The 16,988-nt window shown below is 70.2% G+C and carries 13 protein-coding genes; 9 read left to right on the top strand and 4 right to left on the bottom strand.

All coding sequences use genetic code 11. The features are described 5' to 3' along the window. Positions 1-14 precede the first annotated feature (14 nt). The 5 genes from CY652_RS12225 (at position 15) to CY652_RS12205 (ending at position 7,778) form a co-directional block, all read left to right on the top strand. The gene (locus tag CY652_RS12225) at positions 15-1,730 is read left to right on the top strand and encodes a carboxylesterase/lipase family protein (RefSeq protein ID WP_180970550.1); all 1,716 of its coding nucleotides are present in this window, start codon (positions 15-17) and stop codon (positions 1,728-1,730) included. Between the two features lie 370 nt (positions 1,731-2,100). Continuing rightward, the gene (locus tag CY652_RS12220) at positions 2,101-3,363 is read left to right on the top strand and encodes an acyl-CoA dehydrogenase family protein (RefSeq protein WP_102131064.1); all 1,263 of its coding nucleotides are present in this window, start codon (positions 2,101-2,103) and stop codon (positions 3,361-3,363) included. Further along, positions 3,360-4,799, top strand: coding sequence for an LLM class flavin-dependent oxidoreductase (locus CY652_RS12215; protein WP_102130974.1), 1,440 nt, complete (start codon positions 3,360-3,362; stop codon positions 4,797-4,799). The genes CY652_RS12220 and CY652_RS12215 overlap by 4 nt, the downstream gene beginning before the upstream one ends. A 191-nt stretch (positions 4,800-4,990) precedes the next feature. After that, a complete protein-coding gene (locus CY652_RS12210; RefSeq protein ID WP_102130973.1) occupies positions 4,991-6,424 on the top strand; it encodes an MFS transporter in 1,434 nt (477 codons plus the stop codon). 100 nt (positions 6,425-6,524) lie between these two features. Beyond that, positions 6,525-7,778, top strand: a complete 1,254-nt coding sequence (locus tag CY652_RS12205; protein ID WP_102130972.1) for an SfnB family sulfur acquisition oxidoreductase — start codon at positions 6,525-6,527, stop codon at positions 7,776-7,778. A 7-nt stretch (positions 7,779-7,785) separates the two neighbouring features. On the opposite strand, the gene CY652_RS12200 is transcribed toward CY652_RS12205, so the two are convergent. The 3 genes from CY652_RS12200 to CY652_RS12190 form a co-directional block, all read right to left on the bottom strand. After that, positions 7,786-8,826: a carbon-nitrogen hydrolase family protein gene (locus CY652_RS12200; RefSeq protein WP_102130971.1), complete on the bottom strand. Its 1,041-nt coding sequence runs from the start codon at positions 8,824-8,826 to the stop codon at positions 7,786-7,788. Between the two features lie 62 nt (positions 8,827-8,888). Next, on the bottom strand, positions 8,889-10,757 hold the full coding sequence (locus tag CY652_RS12195) for a solute symporter family protein (RefSeq protein WP_102130970.1): 1,869 nt from the start codon (positions 10,755-10,757) through the stop codon (positions 8,889-8,891). Then, positions 10,747-11,082, bottom strand: coding sequence for a DUF485 domain-containing protein (locus CY652_RS12190; RefSeq protein WP_102130969.1), 336 nt, complete (start codon positions 11,080-11,082; stop codon positions 10,747-10,749). The genes CY652_RS12195 and CY652_RS12190 overlap by 11 nt, the downstream gene beginning before the upstream one ends. Before the next feature lie 156 nt (positions 11,083-11,238). Between CY652_RS12190 and CY652_RS12185 the strand changes: the two genes are divergently transcribed. After that, on the top strand, positions 11,239-12,132 hold the full coding sequence (locus tag CY652_RS12185) for a LysR family transcriptional regulator (protein ID WP_102131063.1): 894 nt from the start codon (positions 11,239-11,241) through the stop codon (positions 12,130-12,132). A gap of 97 nt (positions 12,133-12,229) precedes the next feature. On the opposite strand, the gene CY652_RS12180 is transcribed toward CY652_RS12185, so the two are convergent. Further along, the gene (locus CY652_RS12180) at positions 12,230-13,120 is read right to left on the bottom strand and encodes a LysR family transcriptional regulator (protein WP_102130968.1); all 891 of its coding nucleotides are present in this window, start codon (positions 13,118-13,120) and stop codon (positions 12,230-12,232) included. 136 nt (positions 13,121-13,256) lie between these two features. Between CY652_RS12180 and CY652_RS12175 the strand changes: the two genes are divergently transcribed. From CY652_RS12175 to CY652_RS24450, 3 genes are all read left to right on the top strand, one after another. Then, the gene (locus CY652_RS12175) at positions 13,257-14,603 is read left to right on the top strand and encodes an MFS transporter (protein WP_258002289.1); all 1,347 of its coding nucleotides are present in this window, start codon (positions 13,257-13,259) and stop codon (positions 14,601-14,603) included. Between the two features lie 25 nt (positions 14,604-14,628). Next, complete coding sequence (locus tag CY652_RS12170) at positions 14,629-15,930, top strand: amidase (RefSeq protein WP_102130966.1); 1,302 nt, start codon at positions 14,629-14,631, stop codon at positions 15,928-15,930. Between the two features lie 427 nt (positions 15,931-16,357). Next, entirely contained in the window at positions 16,358-16,951 is a 594-nt protein-coding gene (locus tag CY652_RS24450) for a class I SAM-dependent methyltransferase (RefSeq protein ID WP_102130965.1), read from the top strand. Positions 16,952-16,988 lie beyond the last annotated feature (37 nt).

Raw genomic sequence — 16,988 nt, 5'->3', positions numbered from 1 at the left:
GAGACGAGCAGACGATGGCAGACAAGAAAAACGACGCCCGACCGGCCGCGCTGGGCGATACCGCAGCCGTCGCAACCGTTGCCGCCGTCGCGCCGTCCAGCCCGGCGCGGCGCGCGCTTCTGAAGGGGCTTGCGCTTGCGGCCGGCGGCGGTTTCGCGCCCGCGCTCTTCACGTCCGCCGCGCGCGCGGCAAGCGCGGCCGCGCCGGTGATCGAGACGGCGGTGGGCCGCGTGCGCGGTCTGCATGCGGCGGGCGTCGACGTTTTCAAGGGCATCCATTACGCAGCCAGCACCGCCGGCGCGAACCGGTTCCTGCCGCCGCAACCGCTATCGCCGTGGTCCGGCGTGCGCGACGCGCGGGCGTTCGGCCCGTCCGCGCCGCAGCAGGTGGACCGGCTCGGCGCGCTCGATGCATGGTATGCCTCGATCGAGCCGATCGACGAGGACTGCCTGCATCTGAACGTGTTCGCGCCGTCATCCGCTCGCGCGCAGGCGAAGCGGCCAGTGATGGTCTGGCTACACGGCGGCGGCTGGTGGGGCTGTGCCGGCACCGCGCCGGGCTTCGACGGCACGCGTCTCGCGCAGCGCGGCGACGTGGTCGTCGTCACCGTCAACCATCGGCTGAACCTGTTCGGCTATCTGTCTCTCGGCGAGGCGGACGCGCGTTTCGCCGACGCGGGCAATGCCGGCATGCTCGATCTCGTCGCGGCGCTGAACTGGGTCCGGCAGAACATTGCCGCGTTCGGCGGCGATCCCGGCAACGTGACGATCTTCGGGCAGTCCGGCGGCGCGGCGAAGGTCGCGGCGCTAATGGACATGCCTGCGGCGCGTGGGCTCTTTCACAAGGCCGTCGTCGAAAGCTGCTCGGGCGGGCTGCACGTCGACACGCCGGACGAGGCAGCGAGGCAGACGCATGCGCTGTGCGCGAAACTGGGCCTCGCGCGGCCGGACGGCGCCGCGTTGCAGGCGCTGCCGGTCGCGACGCTGCTCGCCGCGATGCGTTCGGTTAGCGATCCGTTCCGGCCGGTGCTCGACGGCCGCAGCTTCACGCGCCATCCGTTCGACCCCGACGCGCCGCCGCAGTCCGCTTCGGTGCCGCTCCTCGTCGGCAACGCGGCGACCGAGATGACGCTCTACCTGGCCGCCGATCCGCGCAACTTCGCGCTCGACTGGCCGACCGTCAGGCGCCGGCTGGGGCGGTTGCTGAGTCTCGACGACCCGGGCGTTGCGCGAGTCGTCGACGCGTATCGTGGTGCGAACGCATCGGCGTCGGCCAGCGACGTGCTGGCGGCGGTCAGCACGGACTACGTGTTTCGCCGCAACACGACGCGCATCGCCGCGCTGCAGTCGGCGCAGGCGCCGGTATACGACTACGTGTTCGACTGGCACACGCCGGTCATGGACGGCGTGCTGCGCTCGCCACATACGATCGAGGTGCCGTTCGTGTTCGGCACGATCGACGCCGCGTCGGGCCTCGTGGGTCGCGGCCCGCATCTCGAGCGGCTGTCGCGCGACGTGATGGGCGCCTGGACCGCGTTCGCGCGCACCGGCGATCCGAACACGCCGGCGTTGCCGTCTTGGCCGAAGTACGACGCGACGAACCGGGCGACGATGAGGCTCGACGTCGAGAGCCGTATCGAGCTGGACCCGGGCGGGGTTGCGCGGCGCTCGCTCGACGGTCTGCCGCCGTACGAATACAGCATCGACCGCAACAGCGCTGTGCGCGGCTGAATGCCGGATGGGGTCGGGCATTCTTTTCCCGCGGTCCGAAAGCGCGCTTGTGCTTGTCGTTGCGCGATAGCGCTCCTTCCGGGCGTCTCCCGAAACCGAAACGCATCGCCCGCGTCCTCGGCCGCCAGGTGTGCATCGCGGCGCGCAGCCCGACGCAGCCGCATCGAAACGGCTGCATCGTTGGCGACGTCTTCACGCGCGCCGCCGAATCAACAAAAGCTCATTAGCTACTAACGATTCAGTGGTAGGCGTTGCGGGCCGGAGCTTGTCTAATAGGTTCGACGCGGCGGACCATCAGCGCCGCCGCGACGCTCATCCGGCCCGCATGCCGCGCAGACACCCGATGCGGGCCCTCGTTACGGACCTGCCGATGACTCCGTTGCCGAACGATCCCGAAGGGACAGCACTTTCGACGGGCGCCGACGATGCGACACTCGCCGCCCGTTTCCGGCCGTTATTCGAGCGGATCGCCGTCGGCGCCGCCGAGCGCGACCGCACCCGCGCGCTGCCGCGCGAAGCGATCGGCTGGCTGAAGGCGGCCGGCTTCGGCGCGCTGCGCGTGCCGGTTTCGCAGGGCGGTTTCGGCGCGTCGATCCCGCAGTTATTCCGGTTGATCGTCGGGTTGGCCGCCGCCGATTCGAACCTGCCGCAGGCGCTGCGCTCGCATTTCGCGTTCGTCGAGGACCGGCTCAACGCGCCGGCCGACGCGGGGCAGCGCGTGTGGTTCGACCGCTTCGTCAGCGGCCAGCTAGTCGGCGGCGCCTGGACCGAGGTCGGCAACGTCGCGATCGGCGACGTGCGCACGCGGCTGTCGAGGCACGGCGACGGCTGGGCGCTCGACGGCGAGAAGTACTACAGCACGGGCAGTCTGTTCGCGGACTGGCTCGACGTGTTGGCGCGCCGCGCGGACGACGGCGGCGACGTGATCGCCGTGGTCGACCGGCATCAGCCGGGCGTGCGGCTCGACGACGACTGGGACGGCTTCGGCCAGGTCGGCACGGCGAGCGGGACGACCCGCTTCGAGCGCGCGGTCGTCGAGACGCGGAACGTGATCGACTTCGCCCAGCGCTTTCGCTATCAGACGGCGTTCTATCAGCTCTTTCACGTCGCGACGCTGGCGGGCATCGCCCAGGCGGTGAAGCGCGACGCGGCCGAGCGGGTCCGCGCGCGCACGCGCATCTACAGCCACGGCAACGCGCCGCGCGCGAGCGAAGACGCGCAGATCCAGCAGGTCGTCGGCGAACTCGCGTCGTGGGCGTACGCCGCCGAGGCGATCGCGCTGCGTGCCGCCGAGCCGCTGCAGCGCGCATACGAGGCGCGCTTCGGCAACGACGCGGACGCGGAGCGGGCGGCGAACGTCGACGCGGAGATCGAGTCGGCGCAGAGCCAGCTCGTCGTCTCGGACCTTGCGCTGCGCGCGACGACGCATCTGTTCGATGCGCTCGGCGCCTCGGCGACGAGCGCGACCCAGGCGCTCGACCGCCACTGGCGCAACGCGCGCACCGTGTCGTCGCACAATCCGCTCGTCTACAAGGCGCGCATCGTCGGCGACTGGACGATCAACGGCACCGAGCCGCCGTACGTCTGGCAGATCGGCAACGGGCCCGCGAGCGGGACGGGAGCGCGCCGATGAGCCGGCCGATCCGCTTCAACGCGTTCGAGATGAACTGCGTCGGGCACCAGTCGCCCGGCCTGTGGGCGCATCCGCGCGACCGCTCTTGGCAGTACAAGGACCTCGAATACTGGACCGATCTCGCGAAGCTGCTGGAAAAGGGCATTTTCGACGGTATCTTCATCGCCGACGTGATCGGTTATTACGACGTCTACAAGGGCAGCAACTACCACGCGCTGCACCAGGCCGCGCAGATTCCGGTGAACGACCCGCTGCAGCTCGCCGCGCCGATCGCGATGGCGACCACGCATCTCGGCATCGGCATTACCGCGTCGACGTCGTTCGAGCATCCGTACACGTTCGCGCGCCGGCTTTCGACCGCCGACCATCACACGAAGGGCCGCGTCGGCTGGAACATCGTCACGTCGTACCTCGAGAGCGGCGCGAGGAATATCGGGCAGGGCGGCCTGCGCGACCACGGCAACCGCTACGAGGTGGCGGCCGAATACGTCGAGGTGCTCTACAAGCTGTTCGAGGGCAGTTGGGAAGACGGCGCGGTCGTGCGCGACCGCGACCGGCGCGTGTTCACGCATCCGGAGAAAGTGCACGAGATCGGGCATCGCGGGCGCTTTTTCGACGTGCCGGGCTATCACCTGTGCGAGCCGTCGCCGCAGCGCACGCCCGTGCTCTACCAGGCGGGCGCGTCGGGGCCGGGCAAGGCCTTCGCCGCGCAGCATGCCGAATGCGTGTTCGTCTCGGCGCCGACCCAGGCGGTGCTCGGGCAGTACGTCGCCGACGTGCGGCGGCAGGCGGCCGAGGCCGGCCGCGATCCGCACGGGCTGCTGATCTACAACCTCGTGACGGTGATCGTCGACGAAACCGACTCGAAGGCCCAGGCGAAATTCGACGAGTACCGGCGCTACGCGTCGTACGACGGCGCGCTCGCGTTCATGTCCGGCTGGACCGGCATCGACTTCGGCCAGTACGCGCCGACCGATCTCGTCAGGCGGGTGGAGACGAACGCGATCGTCTCGGCGGTCGAGCATCTTGCGGGCGGCGACCGGTCGTGGAGCATCGGGGAGCTGGCCGCGTGGGGCGGCATCGGCGGCATGGGGCCGGTGTTCGTCGGCTCGGCGGCGACGGTGGCCGACATTCTCCAGCAGTGGGCCGAGGCGACCGGCGTGGACGGCTTCAATCTCGCCTATGCCGTCGCGCACGAGACGTTCGAGGACGTCGTGCATCACCTGGTGCCGGAATTGCAGCGCCGCGGCGTCTATCCGACGGCCTATCGCGCGGGCACGCTGCGCGAGAAGCTGTTCGGCGCCGGCGCGACGCTGCCCGACGATCATCCGGCCGCGCGGTATCGCGACATCGAACGCGTGAAACGGGACGCTTCGCGGCAGGCCGACGCGACGGCAGCGGCCGACGTTGCCAGGCAAGCCGTCTCCCGGGGCTGATCCGTCCCGCGCACGCAGCGGCTTCGAATCGGCACGCGCCGGTGCAGCGTGCCTTTCGGCGTTGGCGCGGCCGCCTCGCGAAGCGGTGCGCGCGGTTCATATCGAAAGCACAACTCGTTCGTTGCCGGAAGTCTCCCCGCTTCGTATAACTGCTTGACGTCCCGTAGCAATCCGAACTCTGGAGGTGAGCGTTGAGCACTGTCGAATTCGATACCCCGTTGCCGGTTTCCACGCCGATCCGTTCCGCGAGCGACGTCTCGCGGCTGATCAACGCGGGCGGCTCCGCGGCCAGCCATGCGCGCGTGATCGTGCTGCTCGCGCTCGGCGGCGTGTTTCTCGACGCGTACGATCTGACGACGCTCTCGTACGGCATCCAGGACGTGACGCGCGAATTCGGCCTGACGCCCTCGCTGACCGGTCTCGTCAGTTCCGCGATCGTGATCGGCACGATTCTGGGCAGCGTGTCCGGCGGCTGGCTGACCGACCGGATCGGCCGCTACCAGGTGTTCATGGCCGACATGCTGTTCTTCGTCGTCGCGGCGATCGCGGCCGGGCTCGCGCCGAACGTGTGGGTGCTGATCGGCGCGCGCTTCGTGATGGGGCTCGGCGTCGGCATCGACCTGCCGGTCGCGATGGCGTTTCTCGCCGAGTTCTCGAAGTTCAGCGGGCGCGGCAACAAGGCGTCGCGGCTCGCCGCGTGGTGTCCGATGTGGTACGCGGCGTCGTCGGTCTGCTTCCTGATCGTGTTCGCGCTGTACTTCCTGCTGCCGCCCGCGCACGCGGGCTGGCTCTGGCGCGCCTCGCTGATCTTCGGCGCGGTGCCGGCGCTCGTGATCATTCTCGTGCGCAACCGCTTCATGAACGAGTCGCCGCTGTGGGCGGCGAACCAGGGCGACCTGAAAAACGCGGTGCGCATCCTGCGCGAGTCGTACGGCATTCACGCGCACGAGGCGCCCGATGCCGGCGAGCCCGCGTCGAAGCAGCCGCCGGTCAGCCTGCGCGTGCTGTTCCAGCGGCCGTACCTCGAACGCACGATCGTCGCGAGCGTGATGAACCTGTGCATTCCGTTCGAATACACCGCGATCGCGTTCTTCCTGCCGTCGATCCTGTCGCAGTTCCTCGGCGCCGGCGTGTTCGAGACGATCGCCGCGTCGCTCGCGCTGAACCTGCTGTTCGCGTTGACGGGCGGATTGCTCGGCATGCGCCTCGCGTACCGCTATCCGTCGCGGCACGTCGCGATCGCGGGCTTCGCGCTGCAGTTCGTGTCGCTCGTCGCGCTCGCGCTGGTCGGCCATCCGCAGGCGGCGCTCGGCATCGGCTTCGCGCTGCTGATGCTCGGGGCCTGGCTGTTCGCCGAAGGCTTCGGCCCCGGCGCGCAGATGATGATCTACCCGGCGCTGTCGTATCCGACCTCGATTCGCGGCACCGGCGTCGGTTTCGGCCGCTCGCTGACCGGCATCGGCAGCGCGCTCGCGCTGTTCGTGCTGCCGATCCTGCAGGCGCGCTTCGGCACCGACATGTTCTGGATCGTCGCGGTGGCGGCGGTCACGCCGATCGTGTTCCTGTTCTTGATCCGTCACGAGCCGACCGCGCACGACATCGACGACGAGGAGGCCGCGGCCTGAGCGCTGCGGCGCGGCGCCGTTCGCATTTGCCCGAACGACCGCCGCGGACGCACGGATTGAACGAAGGGTGCCGGGCAACCGGATGTTCAGGGAGTGACCGATGTCAGCGATTCCCGATGTTGCCGCGCGCGGCACGCAAGCCGTCGCGGCGGATGCCGAGCGGCCCGCCGCCCGCGTGATTCGCGACGACGCCGAGGCGCTCGCCGTCGCGCGCGAGCTGGCCGCCGAACTCGCGAAGGAGGCCGGCCAGCGCGACCGCGAGCGCCGGCTGCCGTATGCGGAAGTCGACGCGTTTTCGCAGTCCGGCCTCTGGGCGATCACCGTGCCGAAGGCATACGGCGGCGCGGGCGTGTCGTTCGTCACGCTGGCTCAGGTGATCGAGACCGTCGCGGCGGCCGATCCTTCGATCGGGCAGTTGCCGCAGAACCATCTCGGCCTCGTCGACGTGATCGCGCTAACGGGCACCGAGGCGCAGAAGCAGTTCTTCTTCGACGAAGTGCTGAGGGGCCGGCGCTTCGGCAACGGCTTCTCGGAGAAGGGCACGCGCAACGTGCTGGACCTGCGCACGCGCATCGCGAAGGACGGCGACGACTACGTGGTCGACGGCACGAAGTTCTATTCGACCGGCGCGCTGTTCGCGGACTACGTGCCGATTCTCGGTCTCGACGAGGCGCGTCGCGGATGGCTCGCCTACGTGCCGAAGGGCACGGCGGGGCTCGAGATCGTCGACGACTGGTCAGGGTTCGGCCAGCGCACGACCGCGAGCGGCACCGTGAGCGCGTCCGGCGTGCGGGTGCCGGCCTCGCACGTGTTTCCCGCGCACCAGGTGTCGGAGCGTCCGACGCTGAACGGCCCCGTCTCGCAGATTATTCAGGCGGCGATCGACGCGGGCATCGCGCGCGCGGCGATCGACGACACACTGACGTTCGTGCGCGAACGCGCGCGGCCCTGGGTCGACAGCGGCGTCGAGCGCGCGGCCGACGATCCGCTCGTGCTGCGCGAGGTCGGCCGCCTGCACATCCAGCTACATGCGGCCGAGGCGTTGCTCGAACGCGCGGCGCGCGTGCTGGACGAGATCGCGGCGCGGCCGGAAGCGCCGACCGGGGACGACGTCGCGCGCGCGTCGGTGGCGGTCGGCGAGGCGAAGGTGCTGACCACCGAAATCGCGCTGCTGGCCGGCGAAAAGCTGTTCGAGCTCGCGGGGACGCAGTCCGCGCTCGCCGAACACAATCTCGACCGCCACTGGCGCAACGCGCGCACGCATACGCTGCACGACCCGGTGCGCTGGAAATATCACCTCGTCGGCAACTACTACCTGAACGGCGTCAAGCCCGCGCGCCACGCGTGGAATTGAGCCGGCCCTAACCCAGATCGTCGGCGAGCGCCGTTTCGGCGCCCGGCTGCGGCTCGGCCGCGCGATGCGCCCCGTTGCGCCACGCGACCGGTTCGAGCCGCTCGCGGTTGACGCTCAGCGAAAACACGTCGAAGCGGTTGTAGTAGCCGACCACGTCGTGAAACTGCTTCGGCTCCACGCAGCGGTTCAGGTCGAATTCCGCGTACGCGATGCCTTCCTCGTCGCTGAGCAGATCGCCGATCTGCGCGCCGGTCGGGTCGACGAACATCGTGGCCGCGCGCGGGGAGCCGTCGAGCACGGCGGCGGCACCGGCATCGCGGGCGACGAGAAAGTCGCGCATGGTCGCGTCCATGTAGCCGGCGCAGACGATGCCGAACGCCTTGGCCTCGAACGAATGCGCGCCGGCCCGCAGCCGGTTGGCCGCCACGTTGTCGTAGTTGCCGCCGGTGACGGGCCGGCGCGTCGGCCACAGCGCCGGCCAGCTCGAAATGTGGATCTGCTCGCCCTGCGCGATCAGCGAATAACGGGCGAGCGGGTTCGTGTTCTCGCCGCAGATCAGGCCGCCGATGCGCCCGATGCGCGTGTCGGCCACCTGCAGTCCGGCGCCGTCGCCGGGCGCCCAGACCAGCTTTTCGTAGAACGTCGGCACGAGCTTGCGGTGATGGTTGACGATCGTGCCGCGGTCGTCGATCAGCACGTTCGAATTCCAGAGACAGCCGACGCTCGCGCGCGAACGCTCGCTGAAACCCATCGAAACGAACACGCCGCTGCGCCCGGCCTCGGCGGCGATCTCCGCGAGCTCGCCGCCGTCGGCGTAGAGGCTCTCGTTCGCGAACGTCGCGAAAAGGTCGTGGTTGTCGATGGGCGCCCAAAGCGCGGCCCAGACCGGAAAGGCCGGAATGTACGACTCGGGAAACGCGACGAGCTGGGCGCCGTGGCGGCTCGCCTCGCGGATCAGCGAAACGGCCCTGGCGACGGTGGCCTGTTTGTTCAGGAACACGGGGGCGGCATGGACCGCCGCCACGCGGACGGTAGGCAGGTAGGACATGATGTGGACCCGGTGGATTCAGTCGATTCGGTGGATTCAGTGGATTCGAAAAGCGGCAGCCGTCAGTGGTCGATGGCGCCGGCGGCCCCGTACCCCGTTTCGCGGCGCACGACGAGTTCCGGCCAGCGCCGGCTGGCGTTGGGGTCGCGCGTCAGCAGCGACACGACGATGACGAGCAGAAAGCCGATCGGGATGGAGAGGATGCCGGGGTTGCGAAGATTGACGAGCGGCGCGCTCAGCCCGACTAAGCTCGTCGCGCCGGGCGCGATGGCGTCGGCGGTCGCCTCGGCCTTCGCGCGCGCGCTTTCGAGCGGCGCGCGTTGCGCGGCGTCGAGCGTCGGCGCGGCGAGCTGCCGGTCGAGGCCGGCAACCTGGGTCAGCGCCGCCTGCCGCACGAGCGCCGGGTAGGTCATGTTCGGCGAGACGAGCACGAGCGCGATCGCGGCGAGCGTGCCGCCGACGATGCCGACCACCACGCCCTGGGTCGTCGTGCGCTTCCAGTACAGCGTGAGTACGAGGGCGGGCAGGTTCGCCGATGCGGCCACGGCATAGCCGAGCCCCACGAGCTGCGCCACGTTCTGCCCGCGTTCGAGAATGCTGACGACGATCGCGACGGCGCCCACGACGAGCGTCGACACACGGGCGGCCACGACCTGCTGCCGTTCCGTGGCATGGCCGCCCTTCACGGCGCCGACGTAGACGTCGTGCGCGAGCGACGAGGCGGCGGCCAGCGTGAGCCCCGCCACGACGGCGACGATGGTCGCGAACGCGACGGCGGCGATGAAGGCCATCATGAGGTCGCCGCCGACGCTGCCGCGCCCGCCCGTCAACGCCTGCGCGAGCAGCGGCGCGGCGAGGTTGCCGCCCTTGTCGACCGCGGCGATCAGCGGCGCGCCGACGAAGTAGGCGGCGGCGAAGCCGATCACGATGATGAAGAGGTGGCAGGCGCCGATGCCGAGCATGGCCCACATCACCGAATGCCGCGCGGCCTTCGCGTCCTTCACGGTGAAAAAGCGCATCAGGATGTGCGGCATGGCCGCGGTGCCGAGCACGAGCGCGAGCCCCAGCGAGAGCAATTCCAGCGGCTGGGTCAGGAAGAGCCCCGGTTCGAGGAAGCGCCAGCCCAGTTCGTCGCCGGCGAGCCCGCGGCCGGCCGCCATCGCGGCGACGTGCGCCTGCACGAACGGGCTGTGCACCACGGCGTCCATGAAGGCCGGCACGCGGAAGCCGAACGGCAACCACGCGAGCACGACGAGAACGAACGAGGCGCCGATGAGCAGGACGGCCTTGATGACCTGCACCCACGTCGTCGCCCGCATGCCGCCGCAGGCCACGTAGAGCAGCATCAGCGCGCCGACGCCGACGACCGAGACGTCGTAGTCGATGCCGACGAGCGCGCGGACGATGACGGCGCCGCCGACGATCTGCGGAATCATGTACGCGAGCGCGACCACGACGCTCGACACGGCGGAGACGGCCTTCGTTGTGCGGAAGCGGTTGCGCGTCGCGAGAATGTCGCCGATCGTGTAGCGGCCGAGGTTGCGGCACGGCTCGGCGATGAACAGCAGGACGGGGATGAACGCGGCGAAGAAGCCGACGAGGTAGATCATGCCGTCGAAGCCGTACAGCGCGATGAGCCCGGAGGCGCCGAGGAACGCGGCCGCGGAAAGATAGTCGCCGGCGATGGCGAGGCCGTTCCTGAGCGGGCTGATGCCGCCGCCGGCCGTGTAGAAGTCGCCGGCCGTCCGGTTGCGGCGCGAGGCGAACCCGGTAATGACGAGCGTCGACGCGATCACGAGGCCGAAGACGGCGAACGTGAGCGCGGGGTGGCTGATGGCGGAGCCCGACACGGTGTCGGCGCGCGCCGGGGCCGAGGCGCAGGCGGCGACGGCGGCGGCCGCGGCGAGGAGGGCGCGGCGGCTAGTACGCATGGCGTTCCTCCGGCGTGGCGGCGCGCGCTTCGTCGCGAAGGCGGGCCGACGAGCGGTCGATGGCCGCCGTGCGGCGCATGAAGACGTAGGCGACGAGCCCGCCGAACGGGTACTGCGAGACGGCGAACACCGTGCCGAGGTTGAGGCCGGCGGCGAGCCGCATCCTGAAGAGGCCGGGCGCCCAGGCGATGAGCGCCGGAATGGAGAAGTAATACACGGCGGCGAGCAGGCCCAGCACGACGAGCGTGTTGCGCCGCTGCCGCGCGAGCCGTCTGAAGCGCTCGCTTGCGAGTACGGCTTCCCAGTCGATGTCGTTGTCCGTCACGATTCCTCCGGTCGGAGCAGGTCGTCCGGACACCTGTCCGGTTTTCGGAGGCCAGTCTACGAACGCGGCCGCGCCGCGCGAACCGGAAAACAATCTCTGGCATGTGCAAAATTGCACAGCGACAATGGCGGCCCGAACACTGGACGGCTGCCCGACATGAACCTGAACCGCCTGAGCTGGGACGACCTGCGCGTCTTCCTGGCGGTATCGCGCGCCGGCAATCTTTCTCGGGCCGGGCGCATGCTCGGCATGGACCACGCCACCGTCGGGCGGCGCATCTCGGCGCTCGAGTTCGCGCTCGAGACGCCGCTCTTCGAGCGCGACCGGCAGGGCTACCGGCTGAACGCGCAGGGCCGCGAGATGCTGGCGTCCGTCGAGGCCGTGGAGGCGAACATCCTGACCATCGGCGACGTGCTGAACGCCGACCGGCCGGGTCTTTCGGGGCACGTGCGCATCGCGACGATGGAGGGCATCGCGTCGCTCTACCTGAGCGGGGAGTTCGTCGAATTCCGGCGGCGCCAGCCCGGCATCACCATCGAGCTCGTGACCTCGGCTACCGACGTGCGCATTTCGCACCGCGAAGCCGACCTCTTTCTCGGGTTTTTCGAGCCGCGCGGCAGCAACCTCGAGATCGGGCAGATCGGGCGGTTCGCGCTGAACCTGTACGCGCACGCGGACTACCTCGCCGAATACGGCACGCCGCGCACGCTGGCCGACCTGGCGCGGCACCGCTTCGTCGGCTACATCGACGACCTGATCCAGCTCGACGCGGTGCGCTGGCTCAACGACGTGATCGCGGACCCGGCCATCGCGTTCCATTCCTCGAGCATGCTCGCGCAGATGTTCGCGGCGGCGGCCGGCGGCGGCATCGTCATGCTGCCGGCGTTCGCGCGGCCCGAGCGGTTCGGCCTGACGCCGATCCTGGCGGGCCAGATCGACGTTTCGCGCACGGTCTGGATGAGCTCGCACCAATACTTGAGACGGGTGCCGCGTATCCGGGCCGTGGCGAGCTTCCTCACGGAAATCCTCGCGCGCGACTATCCGTTGTGACCGGCGCGTTGTGACCGGTGCGTGGTGGGGGCGCGCGGGAATCGGCGCGATTCCCTGGGCTTCCGGCGGCACCGGTCACTTCGGCCGGCGCGCGGCGTCAGCCGCGCAGCGCCTCGATGAGCCGTTTGCCGTACGCCGGCAGGTCGTCGAAGCTGCGCAGGCAGATGCGCAGTTCGCGCGAGGCCCATTCGTCGGTGAGCGGCACGACCTGGATCGCGAGCGTGCGCGCGCAGCGCTCGGCCGCGCGCTCGGGCAGGATGCCGATGCCGACCTCGCGCTCGACCATCTGGCAGATCACGTCGAAGCTGCGCAGCCGCACGCGGTACTTGAGCCGCTTGCCGAGCTGCTCCGCGTGCCGCGCCAGATGCTCCTGCAACGCGCTGCCGTCGGCGAGCCCGACGAAGTCCTGCGAGACGATCTCCGCGAACGCGACGCCTGGCCCGGCCGCGCGCGCGGCAAGCGGATGCGACTTCGGCGCGACGACGACGAGCCGGTCGGTGCGGAACGGAAACGTCTGGAGTCCCTTCATGTCGGCCGTGCTCGCCATGACGCCGATGTCCGCCCGGTTCTCCATCAGCGCGCGCGGGATGTCCTGGCTCGGCCGCTCCTCGACGTCGATGTCGATGGTCGGGTTCCGGGTCAGGAAGTCGCTGAGGATGTCGGGCAGGAATTCGGTCAGCGCGGCCGTGTTCGAGAGCATCCTGATCTGGCCGCGCATGCCCTGCGCGTGCTCGCTCAGTTCGCCGTGCATCCGCTCGATCTGCTGCAGCACGCGCTGCGCGTGGTGGACGGCGGCATGGCCGGCGGCGCTCGGCTGCACGCCGCGCCGGCCGCGCTCGAAAAGCGGCACGCCGAGCGCCAGCTCCATGCCGTGCACGCGCGCGCTCGCCGCCGCGAGCGAGAGGTTGGCCCGCTGCGCGCCGGCCGTGATGCTGCCGGAATCGGCGATGTAGATCAGCAGTTGCAGGTCGTTCAGGTCGAAGCGCATGGACGAGAGCTCCGGAGGGGGAGGGGCGAATCAGCCTTCGTCTGGGCCGAAGGCTGGCTCATTTTATCGTGTATTTTTTTTCCGCGACGCAGCAGATAGATTGAGTGCCATTCCTATCCTGTCAGCGAGAATCATCGTGTCCCAATCCACCCTGAGCCGTGCCGCCGCGCGCGGCGCCGATGCCGGCGCCGTCGCGCACACGTTCCGCAAGGCCGGCTGGCGGCTGCTGCCGTTCCTGTTCCTCTGCTACGTGGTCGCCTACCTCGACCGCACGAACATCGGCTTCGCGCAGTTGCAGATGAAGCAGGACCTCGGCTTCAGCGACGCCGTCTACGGCCTCGGCGCCGGCGTCTTCTTCCTCGGCTACGCGCTGTGCGAAGTGCCGACCAATCTCGTCGTCAAGCGTTTCGGCACGCGCTGGACGCTCGCGCGGATTCTGGTGCCGTGGGGGCTCGTTTCGATCGCGATGATCCACGTGTCGAACGCGACCAGCTTCTACGTCACGCGCTTTCTGCTCGGCGCGTTCGAGGCGGGCCTCGTGCCGGCCGCGCTCTATTTCCTCACGCACTGGTTCCCGAACCAGCGCCGCGGCAACGCGATCTCGCTGTTCATGCTCGGCATGCCGCTCTCGGGCGTGGTCGGCGGCCCGCTCGCCGGCTGGGCGATGCACGACCTGCAGGGCGTGTGGGGGCTGCACGGCTGGCAGTGGCTGTTCGTCGTCGAGGGCGTGCCGGCCGTCCTGCTCGGCCTCGTCTGCCCGCTGCTCCTCGCCGATTCGCCGGAGCGCGCGCGCTGGCTCGACGAGCGCGAACGCGGCGTCATCACCGACGCACTGCGGGCCGAGCACGCGGGCGAGGCGCACACGGCCTACACGTTTTTGCAGGCGATCGCCAATCCGCGTCTCTACGTGATGGCGGCCGCGTACTTCACGTTCATCTGCGGGATCTACGTGATCGGCTTCTGGCTGCCGACCGTCATCAAGAGCGCCGGCGTCGACGACGTCACGCAGATCGGCCTTTATTCGATGATCCCGTTCGCCGTGAGCGCCGTCGGCATGGTGCTGCTGTGCCGCCGCTCGGATGCGCGCATGGAGCGCCGCTGGCACCTCGCGGCCTGCGCGTGGGTCGGCGCCGCGATGCTCGCGCTGATCCCGTTCGTGCACACGAGCCTTGCGCTGTCGCTCGTCGTGCTGACGGTCGCGACCACGGCGATCTACTCGACGCTGCCGCTCTTCTGGGCCATCCCGTCCGCGTATTTCGCGGGCACGAACGGCGCGGCCGGTGCGATCGCGCTCATCAACAGCCTCGGGCTCATCGGCGGCTTCGTGAGCCCGACCATCGTCGGCTGGCTCAAGACGGCGACGGGCAGCCTCGCGAGCGGCCTCTACGCGATGGCCGCGCTGCTCGCGGCCGGCGCGGTGTGCCTGCTGGTCGGCCTCTCGCGCAGCGCGCTCGATCGCGGCGCGACGAATCGCGCCCACTGATTTTCAACGGAGCGAAGACGTACACATGGAATATCTGACATCGATGTCGGCGAGCGAAGCGGCCGCGGCGATCCGGGCGAAGGAAATCACCTCGCTCGAACTCGTCGACGCGTGCCTGCGGCGCATCGGGGAGCGCGAGCCGGTCGTGAACGCGTGGGCGTTCCTCGACCCCGAGCGCGCGCGCGCGGCGGCGCGCGCCTGCGACGCGGCCACGGCGGCCGGGACGGGCGTTGGCCCGCTGCACGGCGTGCCCGTCGGCGTCAAGGACGTGATCGACACGGCCGACATGCCGACCGAATACGGCTCGGCGATTCACCGCGGCCACCGGCCGTTGCGCGACGCGGCCTGCGTCGCGCTGATCCGGCGCGCGGGCGGCATCGCGCTCGGCAAGACCGTGACCACCGAGTTCGCGATGTACCAGCCCAACAAGACGGCGAATCCGCACAATCCGGCGCATACGCCGGGCGGCTCGTCGAGCGGCTCGGCCGCGGCCGTCGCCGACCGCCACGTGCCGGTCGCGCTCGGCACGCAGACCTCGGGGTCGATCATCCGGCCCGCCGCGTTCTGCGGCGTGATCGGCTACAAGCCGAGCTTCGGCACGTTCGCGATCGAGGGCGTGAAGACGCTGGCCGCGTCGCTCGACACGCTGGGTCTGCTCGCGCGCGGCATCGACGACCTGCTGCTGATGTACGACGTGTTCGCCGGACTGCCCGCCGCGACGGCGGCCACCCGGCCGCGCAAGGCGGGAGAGCGGCTGCGGATCGGCTTCTGGCAGCCGCCGTTCGCGCCGGCGCCGGCGGCGGACGCCGACGGGCTCGCGCGCGCCTGCGCGCGGCTGGCCGGCGTCGGGTTCGCGCTCGAACCGGTCGCGATGCCGGCCGCACTCGCCGAGCTGAACGACGTGCATGCGGCGCTGATGGCCTACGAGGTCGCGCGCAACCATCTGTACGAATACGAGCCGCCGCGCCGCGCGCTGATGGCCGCCACGACGTCGGCCGTGATGGAGCAGGGCTGGCGCGTGCCGTTCGAGGACTACCTGGGCTACCGCGAGACGACGCGCGCGGCGCGCGCCGCGTTCGATGCGATCGCGCGGACGTTCGACGCGATACTCGTGCCGGCCGCGCCGGGCGAGGCGCCCCCCATCGCGGCGACGGGCGACCCGGTTTTCAACCGGATGTGGTCGCTGCTCGGCGTGCCGGCGCTGACGCTTCCGGTCGGTACGGGCCCGAACGGGTTGCCGATCGGCGTGCAACTGGTTAGCCGCTACGATGGCGACCTCGCGCTGCTCGACGTTGCGCGTCAACTGGAGCCGGCGATTCGCGGCTGATCGGGTTTCGGGGCGGACTCTCCGGGCAGCCGCGCTCCCGGGATGGACCCCGCGGGCGGTCCGTTCGAGGGTCCGTTTGCGTGCAGCGCCGCGCGCCGCTCCGCCGGCCGACCCGATCCTGGTCGGCCGACTGCAATTCAGGGCATCGTGCCGCGCGGGCCGGGCCCGCGAGTGGTACTGGCCGGCAAACCCGGCGATTTCCGGCAAAACCAGCGGAACCGGCGGCCGGCCCCGACATCCGCCGCGACGTATCCGCCGAAGCCGGCGTTGCGCGAGCGCCGCGATATTCGGCATACTTTGGCCCGCGCCGCGCGAGCCACGACTCGCGGTCCGGCGGGGCAGGCCGGTTCGCCGGCCTGGGTGGCGCGCCGGCGTCCCGCTCGCGCTCGCGTGGCGAGGACGGTCCGGCATCGAAGAGAGGTGGTCCGTGTCGGATATTCCTTCGCTCATTCTGCTCGCGGTCGTGCTGTTGCTCTGCGGGTCGTTGCTGGTCTTTCAGGCGCGGACCGGCGTGCCGCCGCTTTCGTCGAGCGCAGCCGAAGCCGCCGACGTCGTGGCCCTGCTGGCGCAGGCCGATTTGCCGGGGCAAGCCGTCGTGTACGAGTTGGGAAGCGGTTGGGGCTCGCTCGTCGTCGCGCTGGCGAAGGCGTTTCCCGACGCGCGCATCCGCGGCATCGAATGGTCGCCGCTGCCGTACTGGGTCGCCCGTTTCCGAACCCGGAACCTGCCCAACGTCCGCCTGACGCGCGCCAACTTCTACGCCTGCGATTTGCGCGACGCGCACGCCGTCACCTGCTACCTGATGATGAAGCCGATGAAAAAGCTGGCGGGCCAGTTCGACCGCATGCTTCGGCCCGGTACGGCCGTCGTCTCGCTGGCGTTCTGGTTCCGCGAGCGGCAGGTCAGCGCGACGCGCCAGGGCCCGGGGCTGCGCGGCGCCGTGGCGCTTTATTTCTGGCCGGCTTACCGCGAGCTGGCCGATGCCGGATCGGTTTCGGTATCGGAGACGGGACCGGCCTGATGGGCCGGGGAGCCGATGCGCCGGGGAGAGCCGACCG

Origin of the sequence: Burkholderia sp. WAC0059 (assembly GCF_002870125.1) — a bacterium.
GTDB lineage: Bacteria > Pseudomonadota > Gammaproteobacteria > Burkholderiales > Burkholderiaceae > Paraburkholderia.
The sequence above is the reverse complement of the archived record's forward strand: the minus strand, read 5'-3'. Positions and strand labels throughout refer to the sequence as shown.